Origin of the sequence: Terribium retamae (assembly GCF_022347545.1) — a bacterium.
Classification (GTDB): Bacteria; Pseudomonadota; Alphaproteobacteria; order Rhizobiales; family Rhizobiaceae; genus Mesorhizobium; species Mesorhizobium retamae.
Map to the genome: position 1 here is coordinate 14,849 of NZ_JAKREW010000005.1, position 16,427 is coordinate 31,275.

Below are 16,427 nucleotides of genomic sequence, written 5' to 3' on the forward strand. Positions count from 1 at the left end.
GAAAGAAGATCGGATCGACATTTACGGATAGGCCGGTACGCGGCGGGTCAAAATCTTCTGCTCTCTAAGCACAGCGTATCTCAGCTTAGATAACGGCCGGCAGCGTGATTGCTGCTGCAAGCCTGATCACCGGCATCGACCGGCCTGCTGGGTCTGGTCGTCGCGCAGGTTACCGAAAATGTTCATGACGTCGTCACCGGCGACGTCGTTCTCATTTCACAAGGCTCGAGGTTGATCGGCGCTATGACGGTGTCGTCGCCATCGGGCAGAAGCGCGCTGTTAATCTGGCAGCGCATCCGCATCCTGATGCCGGATGACTCATCGATCGAAAGCGACAGTCTGCTGGCGCCGGATACTGCCGGTTACGCTGGTCTTGAAGACGAGGGTCGATTTCCACACCTAGCAATTCATCAAGGGCGTTGCGCTCGCGACCTTACCCCATGTCGGGACCGAATTAAGCCTTGGTGAGCATGCCGCGTCCTTCACAACCTCAACGGACAATGCCTGCCCCGACGACAAGCATTCGGAACCACCTCGATTCCCGCCCGTTCTCTCATTGCAACGAGAGGAACCAGCTATGGCCGAGACCCCACAAGACAATGCCAACGAAACACGTTCCGCACCTGACACTGCGGCCATCGAGCAGCAGATCGCCTCGCTCCGCCGCGAGATCAGTAAGCTCGGGAGAACGATTGCTGACCGAACTGAGCAGGATTCCAGCGCGGAAGCCCTGACCGTTGCAGGGGTCGTCAGAAACAACCCTGGCACCGTCTCGAGCGCGGTATTTCTTGGCGCAGCCGTGGGCGTGGTGATCGGATTGATGCTCGGTCAACTGAATGACGATACCTACCGTTGGCGCGATAGGCTTCCGCATATCCGCTAGAAGCGCATACGGTTTGCGGGGACAATTCCCGCCGTGGGTAAGGTTTCCAACTGAAGGCTGCGAGCCGCATGCCGGTGCAATGAGAAAAATTGGGGCGATCTTCTTCCGTGCTTGTGCATCAGGACATCGAGGAGCCGGTTCTGCCGTTTCCGATCTCGTCGCCGGCGGATCGCCCCATTGTCCCTTGCCGTCGCTGCTCTCGTGGAAAAGCGGCTTTCTGAAGCGGCGGAACGCCCTGATCCGTATATCAAGGGTATGTCACAGCATCGGCCGTCCGCCGGTGATTTCGTAGAGTGCTCCGGTCGTGTAACTGGACTCGTCGGAGGCCAGCAGGACATAGGTCGCCGCAAGTTCGGCAGGCTGGCCCGGCCGCTTGAGCGGTGTGTTCTTACCGAATTGCTTCACCTTCTCGGCAGGCATCGTCGAAGGGATGAGCGGTGTCCAGATCGGTCCCGGCGCCACGGCATTGACCCTGATTCCACGTTCCGCGACGAGCCCCGCCAGTCCGGAGGTGAAGTTCGCAATCGCGCCCTTCGTCGTGGCGTAGGCCAGCAGGGTCGGCGAGGGGCTGGTTGCGTTGATCGACGAAGTGTTGATGATCGTGGAACCGGGCTTCATGTGCCGGACTGCCTCCTGGCAGAGATAGAACATCGCATAGATGTTTGTGCGGAAGGTGAGGTCCCATTCCCTGGCGGTAATGTCCTCCAGTTTCTCGAAAGTGGCCTGATGTGCGGCATTGTTGACGAGGATGTCGATCCGGCCGCATTCGTCCATCGTCCGCTGGACGAGAGAGCGCGCAAAGTTCTCATCGGCAATGTCGCCCCGGGCAAGCACAGCCTTGCGGCCGGCTTTCTCGATCCAGCGGGCGGTTTCCTGCGCGTCTTCATCCTCTTCCAGATAAGAAATGACGACGTCCGCGCCCTCTCGCGCGAAGGCGATCGCGACCGCCCTGCCGATCCCCGAATCCGAGCCGGTGATCAGCGCGACGCGGTCGGTCAACTTGCCGCTGCCGCGATAGCTCTCTTCGCCATGGTCGGGGCGCGGGTCCATCTTGTCGGTGTAGCCGGGCATTTCCTGCTGCTGTTCGGGCAAGGGCGGCTGGGGATGTTTGTGTTGGGGATGGTTCTGCATGTTCGTTCGACTTCTCTAGCTTGAGTTGAGGTTGCGACGATCGGATTCTCGGATCGACCCCGTGCGATTCGAACCGCCGCCCATTCTTAAGAGGCTAACTCCCACGTTGCGGCAGCGTTCCAAGCATTGCGCCGTTCTCGCAGGCAACTCACCAGACCGATGGATTTCTGTAACGCAGCTTGGCGGCAGTGACGCGGAGCAATCCGCGAGTGGCATCGACCGAGCGCAGGAAACCGCTCGCAGGGATCTCGGCTCCGGTCGCCGCTCCCCGAAACGCCTCATACGCAAGCGCGGGCCGCCGATGCCGTCGAGCACTCGCATCAATCGATGCGCTTTGCGACCTCTCCGATAGGTCATCTATACAGAAGTAGCTCGGCGGCCTCGCGTACGCTCGTTACCGGAAGCTTCATCCGCGCGCGTACTCAAGAATTGAAGGCATTTCCCGCTCGCTGACGGCAGGAAGTCGATCATGTGCATTCTGGCTTCCGCTAGGGGCGGCTTGCGCACAGTCTCGGATTCAGTCGAAAATTTCCGCGCAGGTTGACAACGCTCGAACGGTCGCAACATGGTGACTGTTTTTGAGAGGAGCTCAACATGACCGTTTCGATCAGTCGCCGTGCTTTTGCCATAGGCGCAGCCGCGGCCGGATTTGCCATGGCAGGGTTTTCGCCTTCGCGCGCTCAGCAGGCATTTTTCCGCATTGGTACCGGCGGTACTTCCGGCACTTACTATCCCGTCGGGGGGCTGATCGCCAATTCGATCTCGGCAACCGGAGCGGCCGGGGTCGAAGGTCTTGTCGCGACTGCCGTGTCCTCCAACGGTTCGGTCGCCAATATCAGCGCCATCCAGTCGGGAGCGTCCGAGTCGGGCTTCACGCAGTCCGATGTCGCTTATTGGGCCCAATCGGGCACAGGACTTTACGAGGGCAAGCCAAAAGTCGAGGACCTGCGGCTCATCGCTACACTCTACCCCGAAACCATCCATCTGGTGGCCCGGGCGGATGCCGGCATCAAGACGGTGGCCGACCTCAAGGGCAAGCGCGTCTCACTTGACGAACCGGGTTCCGGCACGATCGTCGATTCGCGTCTCGTGCTCGCTGCATACGGTTTGACCGAAAAGGACGTGGAGCCGGAATACCTCAAGCCTGGCCCGTCCGGTGAGCGCCTGCAGGACGGCGCGCTCGATGCTTACTTCTTCGTGGGCGGTTATCCGACCGGCGCCATTGTCGAACTGGCCAGCACCAACAACATCACATTGGTGCCGATTTTCGGGCCGGAAGCCGACAAGCTCCTGTCGGAACAGAAGTTCTTCTCCACTGATACCGTGCCCGCAAACACCTATAAAAACGTCGGTGAAACAAAAACCATATCGGTTGCCGCCCAATGGGTGACCAGTGCCAAGCAGCCAGACGACCTCGTCTACAAGATCGTCAAGTCGCTCTACAGTGACGAAACCCAGAAAACGCTGCAGGCCGGTCATGCCAAGGGCAAGCTCATCACGCTGCAGAACGCGGTCACCAGTGCCGGCATTCCGTTCCATCCAGGCGCGGAGAAATTCTACAAGGAAGTCGGGGCCCTGAAATAGCAAGCCGTCGGACCGACGGACAGCATGAGGCGGGAGGCAAGCCTCCCGCCTCGTTATTTCCAGACACGCAGGATTCGGAACCGGTATGAGCGACGACAGCAGCGATAAGATCAAACTTTCCGGTATTGAGTTCGATGAGGAGAAGGCTCGCGAACTCGAGGAGAAATTTGACTCCGAAATCCGCTTCCGGCCCCTGACCCTTGCTGCCGGCTGGCTTGTCGGCTTTCTTCTGGTCGCGCTGTCGCTGTTCCATTACTACACCGCAGGTTTCGGCCTGTTGCAGGAGATGCTGCATAGGGGCATCCACCTGTCGATGGTCTTGGCGCTGGTCTTCCTGGTCTTCCCATTGGTGAAGAATGGGTATGACCAACCCGCGCAATCCAGCCTGCTGAAGCCGCTCGGCATACCGCTTTTCGACTGGCTGCTGGCGATCGTCGCCGTGGTCGCGGTCATGCATGTGCCGATGATCCCGCTCGACGATCTCGCCTTCCGTGTCGGCAATCCCACGACGACCGACGTGGTGCTCGGTCTGGCCCTCATCCTGCTTCTGCTCGAGGCGACGCGCCGTTCCGTCGGCATTCCGCTGCCGGTCATCGCGGTCGCGTTCATGGCTTACGCGCTGTTCGGACCGTATATGCCGAGCATCCTGGTGCACCCCGGTGCGTCCGTCTCCCAGTTGGTCGATCACCTTTATCTGACGACCCAGGGCATCTACGGAATCGCGTTGGGCGTCGTCGCCACCTACGTTTTCCATTTCGTGCTGTTCGGTGTCTTCGCCACCCGCATTGGCCTCGGTCAACTCTTCCTCGATTGTGCCGCATGGGTTGCGGGCCGCTATGCTGGCGGTCCTGCCAAGGTGTCGATCTTCGGCTCCGCCTTGTTCGGGATGATCTCCGGTTCTTCGGTCGCCAATACGGTCACCGTCGGCTCGCTGACCATCCCTGCCATGATCCGTCTTGGCTACAAAAAGCATTTCGCTGCGGCCGTGGAAGCGGCTTCCTCCACCGGCGGGCAGGTGACGCCGCCGATCATGGGCGCCGCTGCGTTCCTCATGATAGAATTCCTCGAACTTCCGTACACGACGATCATCCTGGCGGCGATCGTACCAGCCTTCATGCATTTCTTCGGCGTGTTCATGCAGGTGCATTTCGAAGCCAAGCGCACAGGCCTGCGAGGGCTGCGACCGGACGAGATGCCCGACGTTGTCGAAGCGCTGAAGCGCGATTGGCCGACGATCATTCCGCTGATCGTCCTTATCGGCGTTCTGCTTTCAGGTTATACGCCCTATCTTGCCGCCTTCTGGGGCATCACCCTGTGCATTGCGGTTGGTTTGCTCAATCCGCGTCGGCGCATGTCCATCGCCGATATCGTGGTGTGTCTGCGCGACGGCGCCAAATATGCGCTTGCCGTCGGCGCTGCGGCAGCCACCGTCGGCATCGTTGTCGGCATCGTCACTCTGACGGGCGTGGGCTTCAAGCTGTCCTACATCGTCACGGCCGCCGCAGGGCACCTGTCGATGCTGTTTGGTACCTTCATCCCGCAGGCGATCTTCTCGGCACAGGGCTTGACCCTGTTGTTCACCCTGATCATGACCGGTGTTGTGTGTATCCTGATGGGCTGCGGCATACCGACCACGGCCAACTATATCATCATGGTGACGATTGCCGCCCCCGCATTGGTCATGCTCGGTGTCGAACCGATCGTCGCCCATTTCTTCGTATTCTATTACGGACTGCTCGCTGACATAACACCGCCCGTGGCATTGGCAGCCTATGCTGCCGCGGGTATGGCCGGCGCGGATCCGTTCAAGACCGGCAACACCGCTTTTCGGCTGGGGCTCGGCAAGGCGTTGGTGCCGTTCGTGTTCGTTTTCTCACCATCACTTCTTCTGGTGACCAAGGATTTCACCTGGCCGAACTTCTTGCTGGCGTTTTGCGGCTGCCTGCTCGGCATCACCTTCCTGGGAGCCGCTCTGTCGCGCTTCCTGCTGGTGCGGACCAAGCCGTGGGAGAACTTGCTGCTGGTCGTCGCGGCGCTTCTTTTGGTGGCGCCTGAACTCTATTCGTCGCTGCTCGGATTGCTGCTGGTCGCTCCGGTGGCGCTGAGGCACTGGAATGCGTACAGGAGCGTGCAAAATCAACTTGCATGATCGCTTGTCCCACCTTTGTGCCCTATAGATTTGGGTCGATCGTGTACGGAGCCATCTTCTGGCTCCGTATGCTCTCTCTCAACGCTGCCTTCGTGCGTACGCTTCGGCCAGATAAACGCCGAGTGACTTTCGCAAATGCAATGTTAGCCCTCGGCAAACTTGCTTGTTCTGAGCGTTCAGGGATTGCAGCCGGGCAAGCTGGCGATCACTTCGCACGGCATTTGTCGTCGCGGCGCATTGCTCGGATCAAAGGCAGGTTCCGAGGCCTCGGGTGCATCAACGCCTCTGTTTGAGACCCGCATGTTGGAGACAGTCCGTTTTGAGGACCACCAGCGCGAGCCGAATCCACAGGTGTTAAACGGGCTGTTGATTTGCGTGCATCTGTGCCTGAAAACGATTGCGCCGCCGAAGCGAGTCTCGCTGGCTTGTGCAGGCGAGATTGCTAATACGGTCAACACGATCACTGCTGTTCGCGCGTACATCATCGACAAGTTCCATTCCATGGTCGCTTCGACCGCTGTTTTGACAAGCGGAAAGAGCAGCCCGTCCTGGCTTGAGCGGCCCGACCTAGAGCGTTTCCGTTTTTACAGAAACGCGGAAACGCTCTAAGGTTTTTTCCCAGCATTCTTGTAATGCCAAGTGATTCCACTTGGCTACAAAAAGGCACTAGCGTGATCCCATGGCTTTGAGTTTCGAGAGGAGCTCCCCTCTGGGAATCGTCACACGCGTGTCAGTCTCCCAACCGGTGTCCTTCAGGATTCTCCTGCCGCTCGTGCTCAGCATCCTGCCGCGTCTGATGTAGGTCACGTTCGGGGTGGAAGGCCCCCATCTGAAAGAGACGACCACCCTCTCGGAGCTGAAACTCGCCAACTCCCGTCGATCATGCTCGTAAGAATAATCCTGGTGGATTTCGGTTATCACATAGTCGCTGGGGAAGCTCTTGGTTTCCACGTTTTTGATCGTGTTGAAATCGTCGAAGAAAACCTGGGCGATCAGAGAGGCCCAGGCAGCACCGTCCTCGCCGCTGAACTTGTCCGCGCCAGCGCCAGATGACCCCGTGGTGTCGATCTTGGATTTGGTGAGCTTGACGGTTCTGGACACCAGCTTTGGGGCAGTCCGCACAACGGTTGGAAATTTTGGCGGAACCGGTTTTGCCCACACCGCGAGCGTCACCGCTCGGTAATAGGGGTCTTCATTGCCGTCGCGGACGCCGACCATCGCAGCTGCCCGCTCGCCCTCGCCAATCACGGATTTGACGTCGAATGCCGTCGCCCTGACCTGAGAGCGAACTTCCTTTCTTATATGCTGTGCCACAGCGTCGGCTCGCTGCAGAGATAGAGCAGAATTCCTGGTGTCGCTTCCGCTGCGGCTGGCATGCCCCACCACAGTGATCGATCCGCCAGCGGCAATGACAGGCACGACCCTGTCCCGTAGAACTTTTTGATGTTCTGGCGTTAGAGCGGCTGATCCGACACCGAACCCCGATAACCTGATTTGCAGGACACCAGCAGTGGGGTTGGAGAATGTAACGGATGGCGTCGCCAAGGCTCCCCCTCGAATATCGAATATGCGACAGGCCGTTTCGCCAAGGTCTCAACCAGATTGCTAACATTTCCGCTCACAACGCGCTTGAGAAAATCAAAACTAGTACATCGTGGCGGATAGATCGGATGACTGGCTCGAAGTGTGGAGAACAGTCAAGCCGGTTCGAACGCGGCTTTTGCCGCCGCAGCGGCGCAACCTGAAGCCAAGTTGCTCGCCCCGGAAAATGCCATTCGGAAACCAGCCACCCGATAGCGGGTTCCGCAAAACGTAGGCGAAATGCTGTTCTCAGACGAACAGCCAGTCCTCAGCCGAGAGGGTCCGAACACCTCCCAGGGTCAGCACGTCTCCGGTGTCGAAGGTAAGCGTCAGACTACCGCTCCGGGTGTTCAGGCCGATGTCGCCGCTGGCGACCAATGCCTCCAGTTCGGCAAAATCGTCGATGTGATTGCTGCCGATGCTGACATCGAGTTGCACCCGGTCGAAGCTCAGATCATTTGCATGGCGCCTCTGGTCGAAATCGAAGACCCGGTCGCGACCATCTCCTTCATTGAAGATGACCAGATCGGACCCCTTACCGGTCCAGATCCGGTCATTGCCTGCACCGCCTAGCACGATATCGTCGCCCGTTCCGGCAAATATCTTGTCGTTGCCCTCACCGCCGTCGAGCCTGTCATCGCCCTTCAGGCCGAACAGCAAGTCCTTGCCGTCGTGCCCGCGTAAGACGTCGTTGCGGTGAGTGCCCTTGAGGATGTCGTTGCCGTCATTTCCGTCCTTAACCACCCCATCCACTGGTGGGGCGCCTTCGATCTGGACCACGAAGATGTCGTGGGCGCCGTTGGTATCGCCGGGCACCAGGTTCGTGGCGTTGCTGCTGTATGCCAGGAAGCGGCCGTCCGCGGAGATTGATGGGCCGCCGCTGAGGTTGTTCGTCTCGGAGACGGTTGCGATGGTATTGGTTAGCCGGTCGAACAGAAAGACGTCGGTGGTGTCGTTAGGTCGGTCGGTGAATACGTTGTCGTAAGTAACGAAGCGGCCATCAGCCGAGATTGAGCTATGGAAGCCAGTGCCCTCCGAAGCAGCCGTGGTGGTGTTGGTCAGCCGGTCGAACACAAAAACGCCCTGGAGGCTTTTCGAATAGCTTACGAATTGGCCATTCGCAGAGATCTCGGGTTGGAAGCCGCCTTCATCGCCAGCGTCGGTGGGCACGGAGACGCGCGTGGTGGTGCCGGTTTGTCGGTCGAGCACGAAGACATCGCCGGTGCCGTTGGTATCGCCGGAAACAAGGTTAGAGGCATGGCTGCGGTAGGTTACAAAGCGGCCATCCGCCGAGATCGAGGGATCATCGCTGGAGTCGTTCGCTTCAGAGCCGTCACTGGCCACCGAGACGCGTGTGGTGGTGTTGGTCAGCCGGTCAAACACGAAGACGTCGGTGGTGCCGTTGGTATCGCCGGAAACCAGGCTGGAGGCGTTGCTGTCGTAAGTTATGAAGCGGCCATCTGCGGAAATTGAGGGATTGAAGCATTGGTAGAACACTTCTGTGGCGTCGCCGGGCACCGAGATGCGTGTAGTGGTCTCGGTCTCTCGGTCGAACACGAAGATGTCGTAACCGCCGGTATCGCCGGGAACCAGGCTGGAGGCGCCGCTCGCGTAGGTTACGAAGCGTCCATCTGCCGAGATTGACGGCTGGGCACTGTGGTCGTTCGCCTCGGTGCCGTCGCTGGCCACGGACACGCGCTCGGTCGTATTGGTATCCCGGTCAAACACGAAGATATCGACGACGCTGTTGGTGTCGCCTGGGACCAAGTTCGTGGCATCGCTGCCATAGGCCACATAGCGCCCATCCGCCGAGATGGAGGGGCTGCCGCTGTTGTTGTTTGCTTCAGTGCCGTCGCTGCTCACCGAGATACGTTCGGCCTGAAAGGTCTGCAAGGTTTCGTCGGGGATGGTGGTCTGAGTGCCCATCGTGCCTCCTTCTCGCCCTTGGCGAAGAGACCTCTGCCCGGCAGCCCCGGTTCGAGGTCAGTGGGTGAAATTGCGGGCCGGCCACCTGAGTTCGTCGGTGCCGGGCGAAGGCCTATGGCGCGGAGCGCCTCGGAACGGGTCGCTAGGACGCGCGGCTCGATACTCGTGCCGGCGTGGTTGACCTAGCGGCAGAATAGCATGTCACTCGACGAGCAGAAAGGCAGTGGAGCGGCTAGGACCATTCACCAGGGCCATTGGTTTAAGGATTCCACCAACGGCTCCGTTGCTGCCAAGCCCTCCTCGACTCACCGCAAGTTTCTGCGGTTGCTGCCCCCACCAAATCAAAACGCAAACGGCTCGAACCGTTTGCGTTTTTGGGATAGCAGGGTGTCTAGTCTCCGATCCCGTCGGGCAGATCCGTCATTCAGTCGCGCGTCTCGCCGTCGTAGGGTGTGGCAAGCATGGAAGGGCGCTGCAGAAATTCCCTGAACCATTTCGACAGCCGCGGCCTGCCCGTTTCGAAATCGGGGAGGTTGCGGAAGGCCAGCCAGTCGAGCGCGGCGGCGACGGCAATGTGTCCTACATGCACCGGCTGATCGAGTTCCGTCGATTGTTCGAGATAGTCGTAGGATTCGATGAGCTTCGTCTTCATCCCTTCGGCGAGCGCGGGATAGCGCAGATGCTCCGGCCGGCGTGAGGTGTCCCAGCGCAAACCGATACCGGCTTCGCACATGCCTTGGGCGACCGCTTGCATGCGCAGGGCCGCCCAGCGCCGAGGGCCCACGGCCGGGATCAATGAAACCTGCTCGTTGCGTGTTTCGAGATAGTCGCAGATCACGACGGAATCGAAAATGGGCTCGCCGTCGGCAAGAATGAGAACCGGCACCTTACCCAGAGGATTGACCGTGAAGACCTCGTCGTTGCGGTTGGTTGGGCTGGTTTCGTGGTGGATGACACGCAATTGTTCGGCGAGCCCGGCTTCATGCGCGAAGACCAGCACCTTTCGCGCATAGGGGGAGTGGGTCTGGTAAAGAAGGTCCATGTCGATTCCATTGAACGGTTGAGCGAGGCACATGGCACAACCCACGTGTCAGCGCTTGCCAACGAGGACGTTGGCTTGTCTGGTCATGTTTCCCGTGCCGATGGAACTGTATTGCGTCAAAAGGAATAATGACGCTGCATTTTCTCCCTATTGGCGAGCGAAAATTGCGCCAATGCACCTAGCGGCATGTTTGTTCGCTCGCCATTGCCGCAAGGCCGCGATGGCTATTCGACGATCAGTTGTGGGGCCATGTGCAGGTAGCGTGCCGCCTTGCGCTTGGCGATGATATCCTTCCAGACAAACTCGACCTGATCGACGGTCAAGCCAACGGCTTCGGCAACCTCCGAGGCCGGCACTGCATGGTTCAGCGCGTAGAGACAAAGATCCATCTTGTCGTATGGCAGGACGAAGTAGAATTCCTCTTGTGTCTGCGGCAGCGAATAGGTGTCGGTCGTCGGCGGCCGGGCACGGATCTCGGCGGGTACGCCGAGATATTCAGCCAGCTTGTAGACCTGCGTCTTGTAAAGATGCGCGATTGGCTTGATGTCGGCTGCACCATCACCGTTCTTGACGAAGAAGCCCTGGTCGTATTCCAGCAGGTTCGGCGTGCCAAGGACGGCGTAATTCAATCGGTCGGCGTGATAGTATTCGAGTTGCTTGCGCGTGCGCTGCTTCATGTTGGTGGCTGCGACGATGCCGAGATAGGCCTCCACAGGGAGGCGCAGCTTCTTCTCGACGCCATCGGGTGAACGTACGACCAACGACGAGAGATTATAGCCTCCCGTGGTGAGGCCGTTGTCGAAGACGATCTTGGATGCCCAGCCCGGGCCATAGTCCGGCTCGACCTGGCGAATGAAGGCATCGCGGCGCTCATAGCATCCCATCGCGGCCAGCATCGGCGCCATGTCTTCGACCGTGCGCTCGATGCCGAATGTATCGGCCACCAATGTTCCAAGTCGCCGGCTTTCGGGATCGGAATCGGCTTCGGGCATCAGCAGCGCGAAGACATTTCCGGAGCCCAGCGCCCGTACCGCCAGCCCTGCGCAGACGCTGGAATCAATGCCGCCGGAGAGGCCGAGGACGAGCCCGCGCCGACGCAGATCCTTGCGCAGGCTTTCACGAATCACTCCGGCGATGCGGTCGGTTTCCGCCGCCGCGTCGAAATCGAGAGCTGCTGCGGAAAAACGGATGGTCATGCTTGCAGCCCCTTGCTTGTTGTCATTGCCACCGCGAGCCTGCGGCTCAGTTTGCCGCTGTCGGTCTTCGGCAGTGTGGCGACGAATTCGATTGTCTTGGGAACCATGTAATCTTCCAGGTGGCGCGCACAGTGACGCAGCACTTCGCGCTCGGTCAATTTCCGATCACTGGCCACTATGAATGCCTTGATGGATTGCCCAAGCACGGGATCGGGAATGCCTGCAACCAACGCTTCAGCAACACCAGGCAGCGTATGTAGGACGGCTTCGACTTCCTTCGGCGAGACTTTTTCGCCGCGCGATTTGATGATGTCGTCCTGGCGGGCGACAAAGGTCAGAAAACCATCGACGTCGGCGGTGAACAGATCACCGGTGTGCAGCCGCAGGCCGCCGGTTTCTGGGTCCGGGCGAAGCGCCGCCGCGGTGGCGTCTGGCGCTTCCCAGTAACCTTTCATGACGTTAGGCCCGCTCACCACGAGCTCTCCGATGTCGCCGGGTTTTGCCCTTTGGCCAGCTTCATCCACCACATAGGCTTGCGCGCCGGGTATCGCTAAGCCCGCTGAACCTGGACGCCTCTCCAGCATCCCAGGCGAGAGGTAGGTGGCCCTGATACACTCGGTCTGGCCATACATCGAATAGAGATGCACGTTGGGCAGGTAATCTCTCAGCCGGCGGATGTGATCGACTGGCAATGGCGCTGCGGCACTGGTGATATAGCGTAGGCTGGCAAACAGCGCCGGGTCGAGGTCCTTCATCTGCAACATCATGGCAACGATCGAGGGAACCAGCGGAAATCCGGTGGCCCGCTCGTCGCGCAGACGTTCGAAGACGGCGTAGGGGAAGGCAAACGACTTTTCGAGGACGAGGGTGGCTCCCGTCCGGACTGCCGTCAGCAGTTGTGTCAGCCCATAACCGAAAGACAGCGGCAGGACGCTGAGGATGATGTCGTCTTCGGTGTTCTCAAGATAAGAAGCGATTGAACTGGTCGCGGCGTCGAGATTGGCATGCGCCATCATCACGCCCTTCGGCTCGCCGGTAGAACCTGACGTATAGAGAATTGCCGCGAGATCATCCGCTTGTCGTCCGTCGTCGACCGTTGGCACGGGGTCGGACAGCAGGAGATCTCCCAAATTGGCAGCGTCGGGCAAGGCTGCATGTGCCGCAGTGAGCACGATATGGGTCTCAGCCGAAATTTGCGGCGCGGCCTCGGCAATGATGGGGGCCAGCCGTCGTTCGGCGAGGATGGCCGTCGGGCGAGAATGATTGGCGAGAAAGGCAATGCGTCCAGCTTTGGCCGACGGGTTGACCGGCACCAGCACCGCGCCAGCTGTCCAGATGGCAAAAATGGAAAGTACGGCCTCGACGCCGTTGTCCATGATCACCAGCACGCGATCGTCCCTGCGCACGCCAGCTTTGGCAAGCGCCGCTGCCAGACACCGGGCAGATCGCCAAAGCTCTGCGTAGCCCAACCGCCGGTCAGCGCATACCAAGGCCGTTCGCTGGCTCGCATCAGTTGCCCGTGCGCGAAGATGCTCTTCCAGGCGCATGCCCAAGCTCACGTTCTCAGTGGGCCCGTTTGCCGTCGATATAGGCTACGATGCGGGCCAGTGAATCGAGATTGGCGGGCACAATTTCCCGATCCTCGACCTTCAGCCCGAATTCCTTTTCGATGAAACCAACCAACTCCAGAATGCCTGTCGAATCGACGAGGTCGTTATCGATCAACGACATGTCGTCGGGCAGCGGCTGGCTTTCGTCGCCGAAAAGGAAGTTCTCGACGATGAAGGCACGAATAGGTGTTCTGATATCGTCTATCATGGTCTCTGTCCCGGTGTGTCCCATCATTCGGCTCTCGTCGAGAACGTGTCCAGCCACAGTTGAGTCGAAACGATGCCGATAAAAGCGGTATCGTCGCGAAAGCTGGCCGTCTCCTGTTTGAGAACCTTGTTTTTCAGTTTTTCGACTGCCGCCGCATTGAATAAGCCGCCTTTGCCGATGGCGCCGTCAGAAAGGACCCCCCCCAGATAACGGGGTTGCGTCGCGGCAAAGGTCTGGCTGTCCGGCGCACGGTAAGGCTGCTTCGGGCGCCCGACGATAGCATCGGGAACCAGGCCTTTCGCCGCCTGTTTGAGAATGTGTTTTTCCCGCAAGCCGTTCAACTTCATGTTGGGAGACAAGCTGGCGGCGAAGTCGATGACACGTGGATCGAGGAAAGGGAAGCGGCCTTCGACACTGTTGGCCATCATGACCCTGTCACCCTGGGCGGACAAGATGTAGCCGGGCAACAGGAAGACCGTTTCCAGATATTGAGCCTGATGCAGTGGATGCCAGCGGTAAAAATCGGCCGGCAGCATGGAAACCAGTTCAGCCGTGGCGTCGTAGTTGCCGAGCTGCTGTTTGAGATCGGGCGAAAAGAACAGTTTTGCTGAGCTTGTCGAGCGAAAGCGTGGCCGATGTGAATAGAGCGGATCGTCGATCTGTTCGTCACCAGCGCCGAAGAAGCGGGCCAGGTATTCCGGCGTTTGCCTCTGCAACCCGGGCAAATAAGGATAGAGGCGCTGGAAAAGCAGCGTCCTAAATTTCGACTGTGGTTGTCTTCCGCAGAAGCGGCGCAACTTCGCTTCGCGGAATATGTCGTAGCCGGCAAACAGCTCGTCTGCGCCTTCACCCGTCAGAACGGCTTTTATCCCACTGTCGTGGACCAGTGCGGAAAGCTTGGCGAGTGGCGCGGGCGCGGTGCGCAGGATCGGTCGTTCCACATGGGCGACGACTGAGGGAAACAGCGCGGCTATATCACCGGCCGTGCAGCGAACAGCGGTGTGGTGCACACCGAGTTCGGAGGCCATCATAGATTGCCAACGGCTCTCATCGTGTTCGTCGCTATCGAAGCCGAGCGAAAAGGTCCTGAGCTGTTCAGGCCGCATCCGGGCTGCGAGCGCCGATACGAAAGAAGAATCCAGCCCACCGGACAGGTAGGAGCCGACAGGCACGTCGGCGCGCAAGCGAATGCGGGTGGCATCGTTGAGCAATGCCCTGAGTTCTTCGACGGCATCGGGTCGCGGTCGCACGTCACCGGCGTCGGGATAGGTCTGCCGCCACCAGGCCCGTTGTTCGAAGCGCCCATCCTCCACGATCATCAGGTGACCGGGAGGCAATTCCGAGATGCCCTCGAATGCCGTGCGGGGTGCAAGCGGTGTCCACAAGGTGAAGATCTGATCGAGCGCGAACGGATCGAGTCTGGCCTCGATCCCCGGTACGGTCAGGAGCGCCTTGATCTCGGACGCAAAGAACAGCGTTTCGCCTCGCCGTGTATGGAAAAGCGGACGCACGCCCATGCGGTCGCGAGCAAGCACCATTCGCCTTTGCCGGGCGTCCCACAAGGCGAAGGCAAAGTCGCCATTGAGCTTATTCAGGCAATCCAACCCCTTTTCGTCGTAGAGATGCAGGATCACCTCGGTGTCGGACTGCGTGCGGAACCGTCGGCCCTTGGCGATCAATTCGTTGCGCAGCTCGACATAGTTAAAGATCTCGCCATTGTAGGAAATCACCAGATTGGCGGACGGATCAGACATTGGTTGTTGACCGTCGGAGAGACCGACAAGCGACAATCGTCGATGCGCCAGACCGGCCATGCCGTCGATATGGACACCGCTGTCGTCGGGCCCTCTGTGCGAGAGGGACGTCGCCATGCGGTTCAGAAGTCCCCCAGCCTCAGCCGGTGCGACACCGTTTCCGAAAAAACCCGCCACTCCGCACATCAGGCCACCGTCATGCGAAACGGTCGCCGATCAGGCGCGTCCAGCCTTCACCGGCCAGGCCATTGATAAAAGCTCGCCCGCTGGTGAATGCCTCCATCAATTCCGGATGTCGAGAATGGACGATGGTGGAGGAAGCATGAACGAAGGCGATCTTGCGCCCCATCATCGCCGAAAGCAGCGCTGGCTGCGTGCGCCCTCGCAAAGCGGGCATATTCCTGGAATCGGCATGGTTCAGCATCCGGTCGATCACAGTTCCCTCGCGGCCAGGCAATGACAAGATCTGGACGACGCGACCAAGGCGACCTGCGTCGCCGTAGTAAAGATACAAGCCGACCGGTGCCCCGTTGGAGCGGGCACGGACAACCCGCAGGACCCGTTCTCCGTGAAGGGCTTTCTGGCGCGCTTCAGCCAGCATGTAGCGCAACCGCTCGGCATCCCATTGCGGCCGCAATGCGAATTGGCGCAGGAAAGTCGGAATGAGTTCAGCGGCTTCGTCCTCGCTGACATCGGCATCGCTGAAGGCGTCCGCGCGGCTGGCTTCCGGCACATAACCCATCCAATTCGATTTTCTGCGCTGCGCCAAGGCATCGAATGGCCGAAGCAAAGGGGTGATGAGCCTGGCTGCCGGCACCCTCTCGGCTGCACGGTCGGCAACGAAGGAGGCCGGGCGCAGGATGCGCAGCCATTCGAGACTGTAATCCGGCAGGACGTGTCCGTTCACCCGGCGCCAGAGTGCTGTTGCCAAATCGTTCGATGTCTCGGTGAAGGAGAGATCCTGCGGGCCGGCAAGCACGTCTCTAAGCAGCCGTGCGCCGGCGAAAGGGTCATCCTCGCGCGCTTCTACCATGAACGTGCCGCAGACCGCGGCGCGCATCGTCTTGCCTGCATATTCCATCACCAGCGGAAAGATACCAAAGAAACCGCTGACGGTGCCGTCATCGCGTACATGCACTTTGGAAGGCAGGTCCGGATCGTAATTGGGCCCTTCGAGGAAGAGCGTCTTCATATAGTCGGCGAGCGCATTCAACTCCACGCCTTCGCTGCGCAGCAGTCGCTGGAACAGCAAAGCAATAGCTGGCAAATCCTGAGCCGTGACCGGCCTGATCTCAGGCATGATCTTTGCCCCGGCCAAACTTGAACATGACCATGCTTCCAATCTCGAACGCGAATACGGGCT

The 16,427-nt window shown here is 59.6% G+C and carries 14 protein-coding genes; 5 read left to right on the plus strand and 9 right to left on the minus strand.

Going from position 1 to position 16,427, the window contains the following annotated elements; translation table 11 throughout:
- Positions 1 to 153: 153 nt before the first annotated feature.
- Positions 154 to 468 (plus strand): TrbI/VirB10 family protein, encoded by a 315-nt coding sequence (locus tag L4923_RS07620; RefSeq protein WP_239363715.1) that lies wholly within the window; start codon positions 154 to 156, stop codon positions 466 to 468.
- Positions 469 to 577: 109 nt separating this feature from the next.
- A complete protein-coding gene (locus L4923_RS07625; RefSeq protein WP_239363239.1) occupies positions 578 to 883 on the plus strand; it encodes a hypothetical protein in 306 nt (101 codons plus the stop codon).
- Positions 884 to 1,141: 258 nt separating this feature from the next.
- Here the strand turns inward: L4923_RS07625 and L4923_RS07630 are convergent, their stop codons facing one another.
- Positions 1,142 to 2,014, minus strand: a complete 873-nt coding sequence (locus tag L4923_RS07630; protein WP_239363240.1) for an SDR family oxidoreductase — start codon at positions 2,012 to 2,014, stop codon at positions 1,142 to 1,144.
- A 594-nt stretch (positions 2,015 to 2,608) separates the two neighbouring features.
- On the opposite strand from L4923_RS07630, the gene L4923_RS07635 reads away from it, so the two are divergent.
- The 3 genes from L4923_RS07635 to L4923_RS07645 all read left to right on the plus strand — a co-directional run bounded on the left by L4923_RS07635 (position 2,609) and on the right by L4923_RS07645 (position 6,356).
- Positions 2,609 to 3,598 (plus strand): TAXI family TRAP transporter solute-binding subunit, encoded by a 990-nt coding sequence (locus L4923_RS07635; protein WP_239363241.1) that lies wholly within the window; start codon positions 2,609 to 2,611, stop codon positions 3,596 to 3,598.
- A gap of 85 nt (positions 3,599 to 3,683) precedes the next feature.
- Entirely contained in the window at positions 3,684 to 5,747 is a 2,064-nt protein-coding gene (locus L4923_RS07640; protein WP_239363242.1) for a TRAP transporter permease, read from the plus strand.
- A 300-nt stretch (positions 5,748 to 6,047) separates the two neighbouring features.
- Complete coding sequence (locus L4923_RS07645; protein ID WP_239363245.1) at positions 6,048 to 6,356, plus strand: hypothetical protein; 309 nt, start codon at positions 6,048 to 6,050, stop codon at positions 6,354 to 6,356.
- 57 nt (positions 6,357 to 6,413) lie between these two features.
- Here the strand turns inward: L4923_RS07645 and L4923_RS07650 are convergent, their stop codons facing one another.
- The 8 genes from L4923_RS07650 to L4923_RS07685 all read right to left on the minus strand — a co-directional run bounded on the left by L4923_RS07650 (position 6,414) and on the right by L4923_RS07685 (position 16,364).
- Positions 6,414 to 7,292, minus strand: a complete 879-nt coding sequence (locus L4923_RS07650; RefSeq protein WP_275448312.1) for an OmpA family protein — start codon at positions 7,290 to 7,292, stop codon at positions 6,414 to 6,416.
- Between the two features lie 285 nt (positions 7,293 to 7,577).
- Entirely contained in the window at positions 7,578 to 9,254 is a 1,677-nt protein-coding gene (locus tag L4923_RS07655; protein WP_239363250.1) for a hypothetical protein, read from the minus strand.
- Positions 9,255 to 9,678: 424 nt separating this feature from the next.
- Positions 9,679 to 10,296 (minus strand): glutathione S-transferase family protein, encoded by a 618-nt coding sequence (locus L4923_RS07660; RefSeq protein WP_239363252.1) that lies wholly within the window; start codon positions 10,294 to 10,296, stop codon positions 9,679 to 9,681.
- 224 nt (positions 10,297 to 10,520) lie between these two features.
- Complete coding sequence (gene nadE / locus L4923_RS07665; RefSeq protein WP_239363255.1) at positions 10,521 to 11,492, minus strand: NAD(+) synthase; 972 nt, start codon at positions 11,490 to 11,492, stop codon at positions 10,521 to 10,523.
- The gene (locus L4923_RS07670) at positions 11,489 to 13,039 is read right to left on the minus strand and encodes a class I adenylate-forming enzyme family protein (protein ID WP_239363257.1); all 1,551 of its coding nucleotides are present in this window, start codon (positions 13,037 to 13,039) and stop codon (positions 11,489 to 11,491) included. The genes nadE and L4923_RS07670 overlap by 4 nt, the downstream gene beginning before the upstream one ends.
- Positions 13,040 to 13,055: 16 nt before the next feature.
- Positions 13,056 to 13,310 carry an acyl carrier protein gene (locus L4923_RS07675; RefSeq protein ID WP_239363719.1) on the minus strand — a complete coding sequence of 85 codons (255 nt, stop codon included), beginning with the start codon at positions 13,308 to 13,310 and terminating at the stop codon, positions 13,056 to 13,058.
- Between the two features lie 23 nt (positions 13,311 to 13,333).
- A complete protein-coding gene (asnB, locus tag L4923_RS07680) occupies positions 13,334 to 15,250 on the minus strand; it encodes an asparagine synthase (glutamine-hydrolyzing) (protein ID WP_239363260.1) in 1,917 nt (638 codons plus the stop codon).
- A 10-nt stretch (positions 15,251 to 15,260) separates the two neighbouring features.
- Positions 15,261 to 16,364: a hypothetical protein gene (locus L4923_RS07685; protein WP_239363262.1), complete on the minus strand. Its 1,104-nt coding sequence runs from the start codon at positions 16,362 to 16,364 to the stop codon at positions 15,261 to 15,263.
- Between the last annotated feature and the right edge of the window lie 63 nt (positions 16,365 to 16,427).

Excerpts from the sequence above, each read along its gene's own strand:
- L4923_RS07640 (WP_239363242.1), top strand. The coding sequence starts at position 3,684 with ATGAGCGACGACAGCAGCGATAAGATCAAACTTTCCGGTATTGAGTTC.
- L4923_RS07645 (WP_239363245.1), top strand. The coding sequence starts at position 6,048 with ATGTTGGAGACAGTCCGTTTTGAGGACCACCAGCGCGAGCCGAATCCA.
- L4923_RS07685 (WP_239363262.1), bottom strand. The coding sequence starts at position 16,364 with ATGCCTGAGATCAGGCCGGTCACGGCTCAGGATTTGCCAGCTATTGCT.
- L4923_RS07660 (WP_239363252.1), bottom strand. The coding sequence starts at position 10,296 with ATGGACCTTCTTTACCAGACCCACTCCCCCTATGCGCGAAAGGTGCTG.
- nadE (WP_239363255.1), bottom strand. The coding sequence starts at position 11,492 with ATGACCATCCGTTTTTCCGCAGCAGCTCTCGATTTCGACGCGGCGGCG.
- L4923_RS07630 (WP_239363240.1), bottom strand. The coding sequence starts at position 2,014 with ATGCAGAACCATCCCCAACACAAACATCCCCAGCCGCCCTTGCCCGAA.
- L4923_RS07670 (WP_239363257.1), bottom strand. The coding sequence starts at position 13,039 with ATGCGCCTGGAAGAGCATCTTCGCGCACGGGCAACTGATGCGAGCCAG.
- L4923_RS07635 (WP_239363241.1), top strand. The coding sequence starts at position 2,609 with ATGACCGTTTCGATCAGTCGCCGTGCTTTTGCCATAGGCGCAGCCGCG.
- asnB (WP_239363260.1), bottom strand. The coding sequence starts at position 15,250 with ATGTGCGGAGTGGCGGGTTTTTTCGGAAACGGTGTCGCACCGGCTGAG.
- L4923_RS07675 (WP_239363719.1), bottom strand. The coding sequence starts at position 13,310 with ATGATAGACGATATCAGAACACCTATTCGTGCCTTCATCGTCGAGAAC.
- L4923_RS07625 (WP_239363239.1), top strand. The coding sequence starts at position 578 with ATGGCCGAGACCCCACAAGACAATGCCAACGAAACACGTTCCGCACCT.
- L4923_RS07655 (WP_239363250.1), bottom strand. The coding sequence starts at position 9,254 with ATGGGCACTCAGACCACCATCCCCGACGAAACCTTGCAGACCTTTCAG.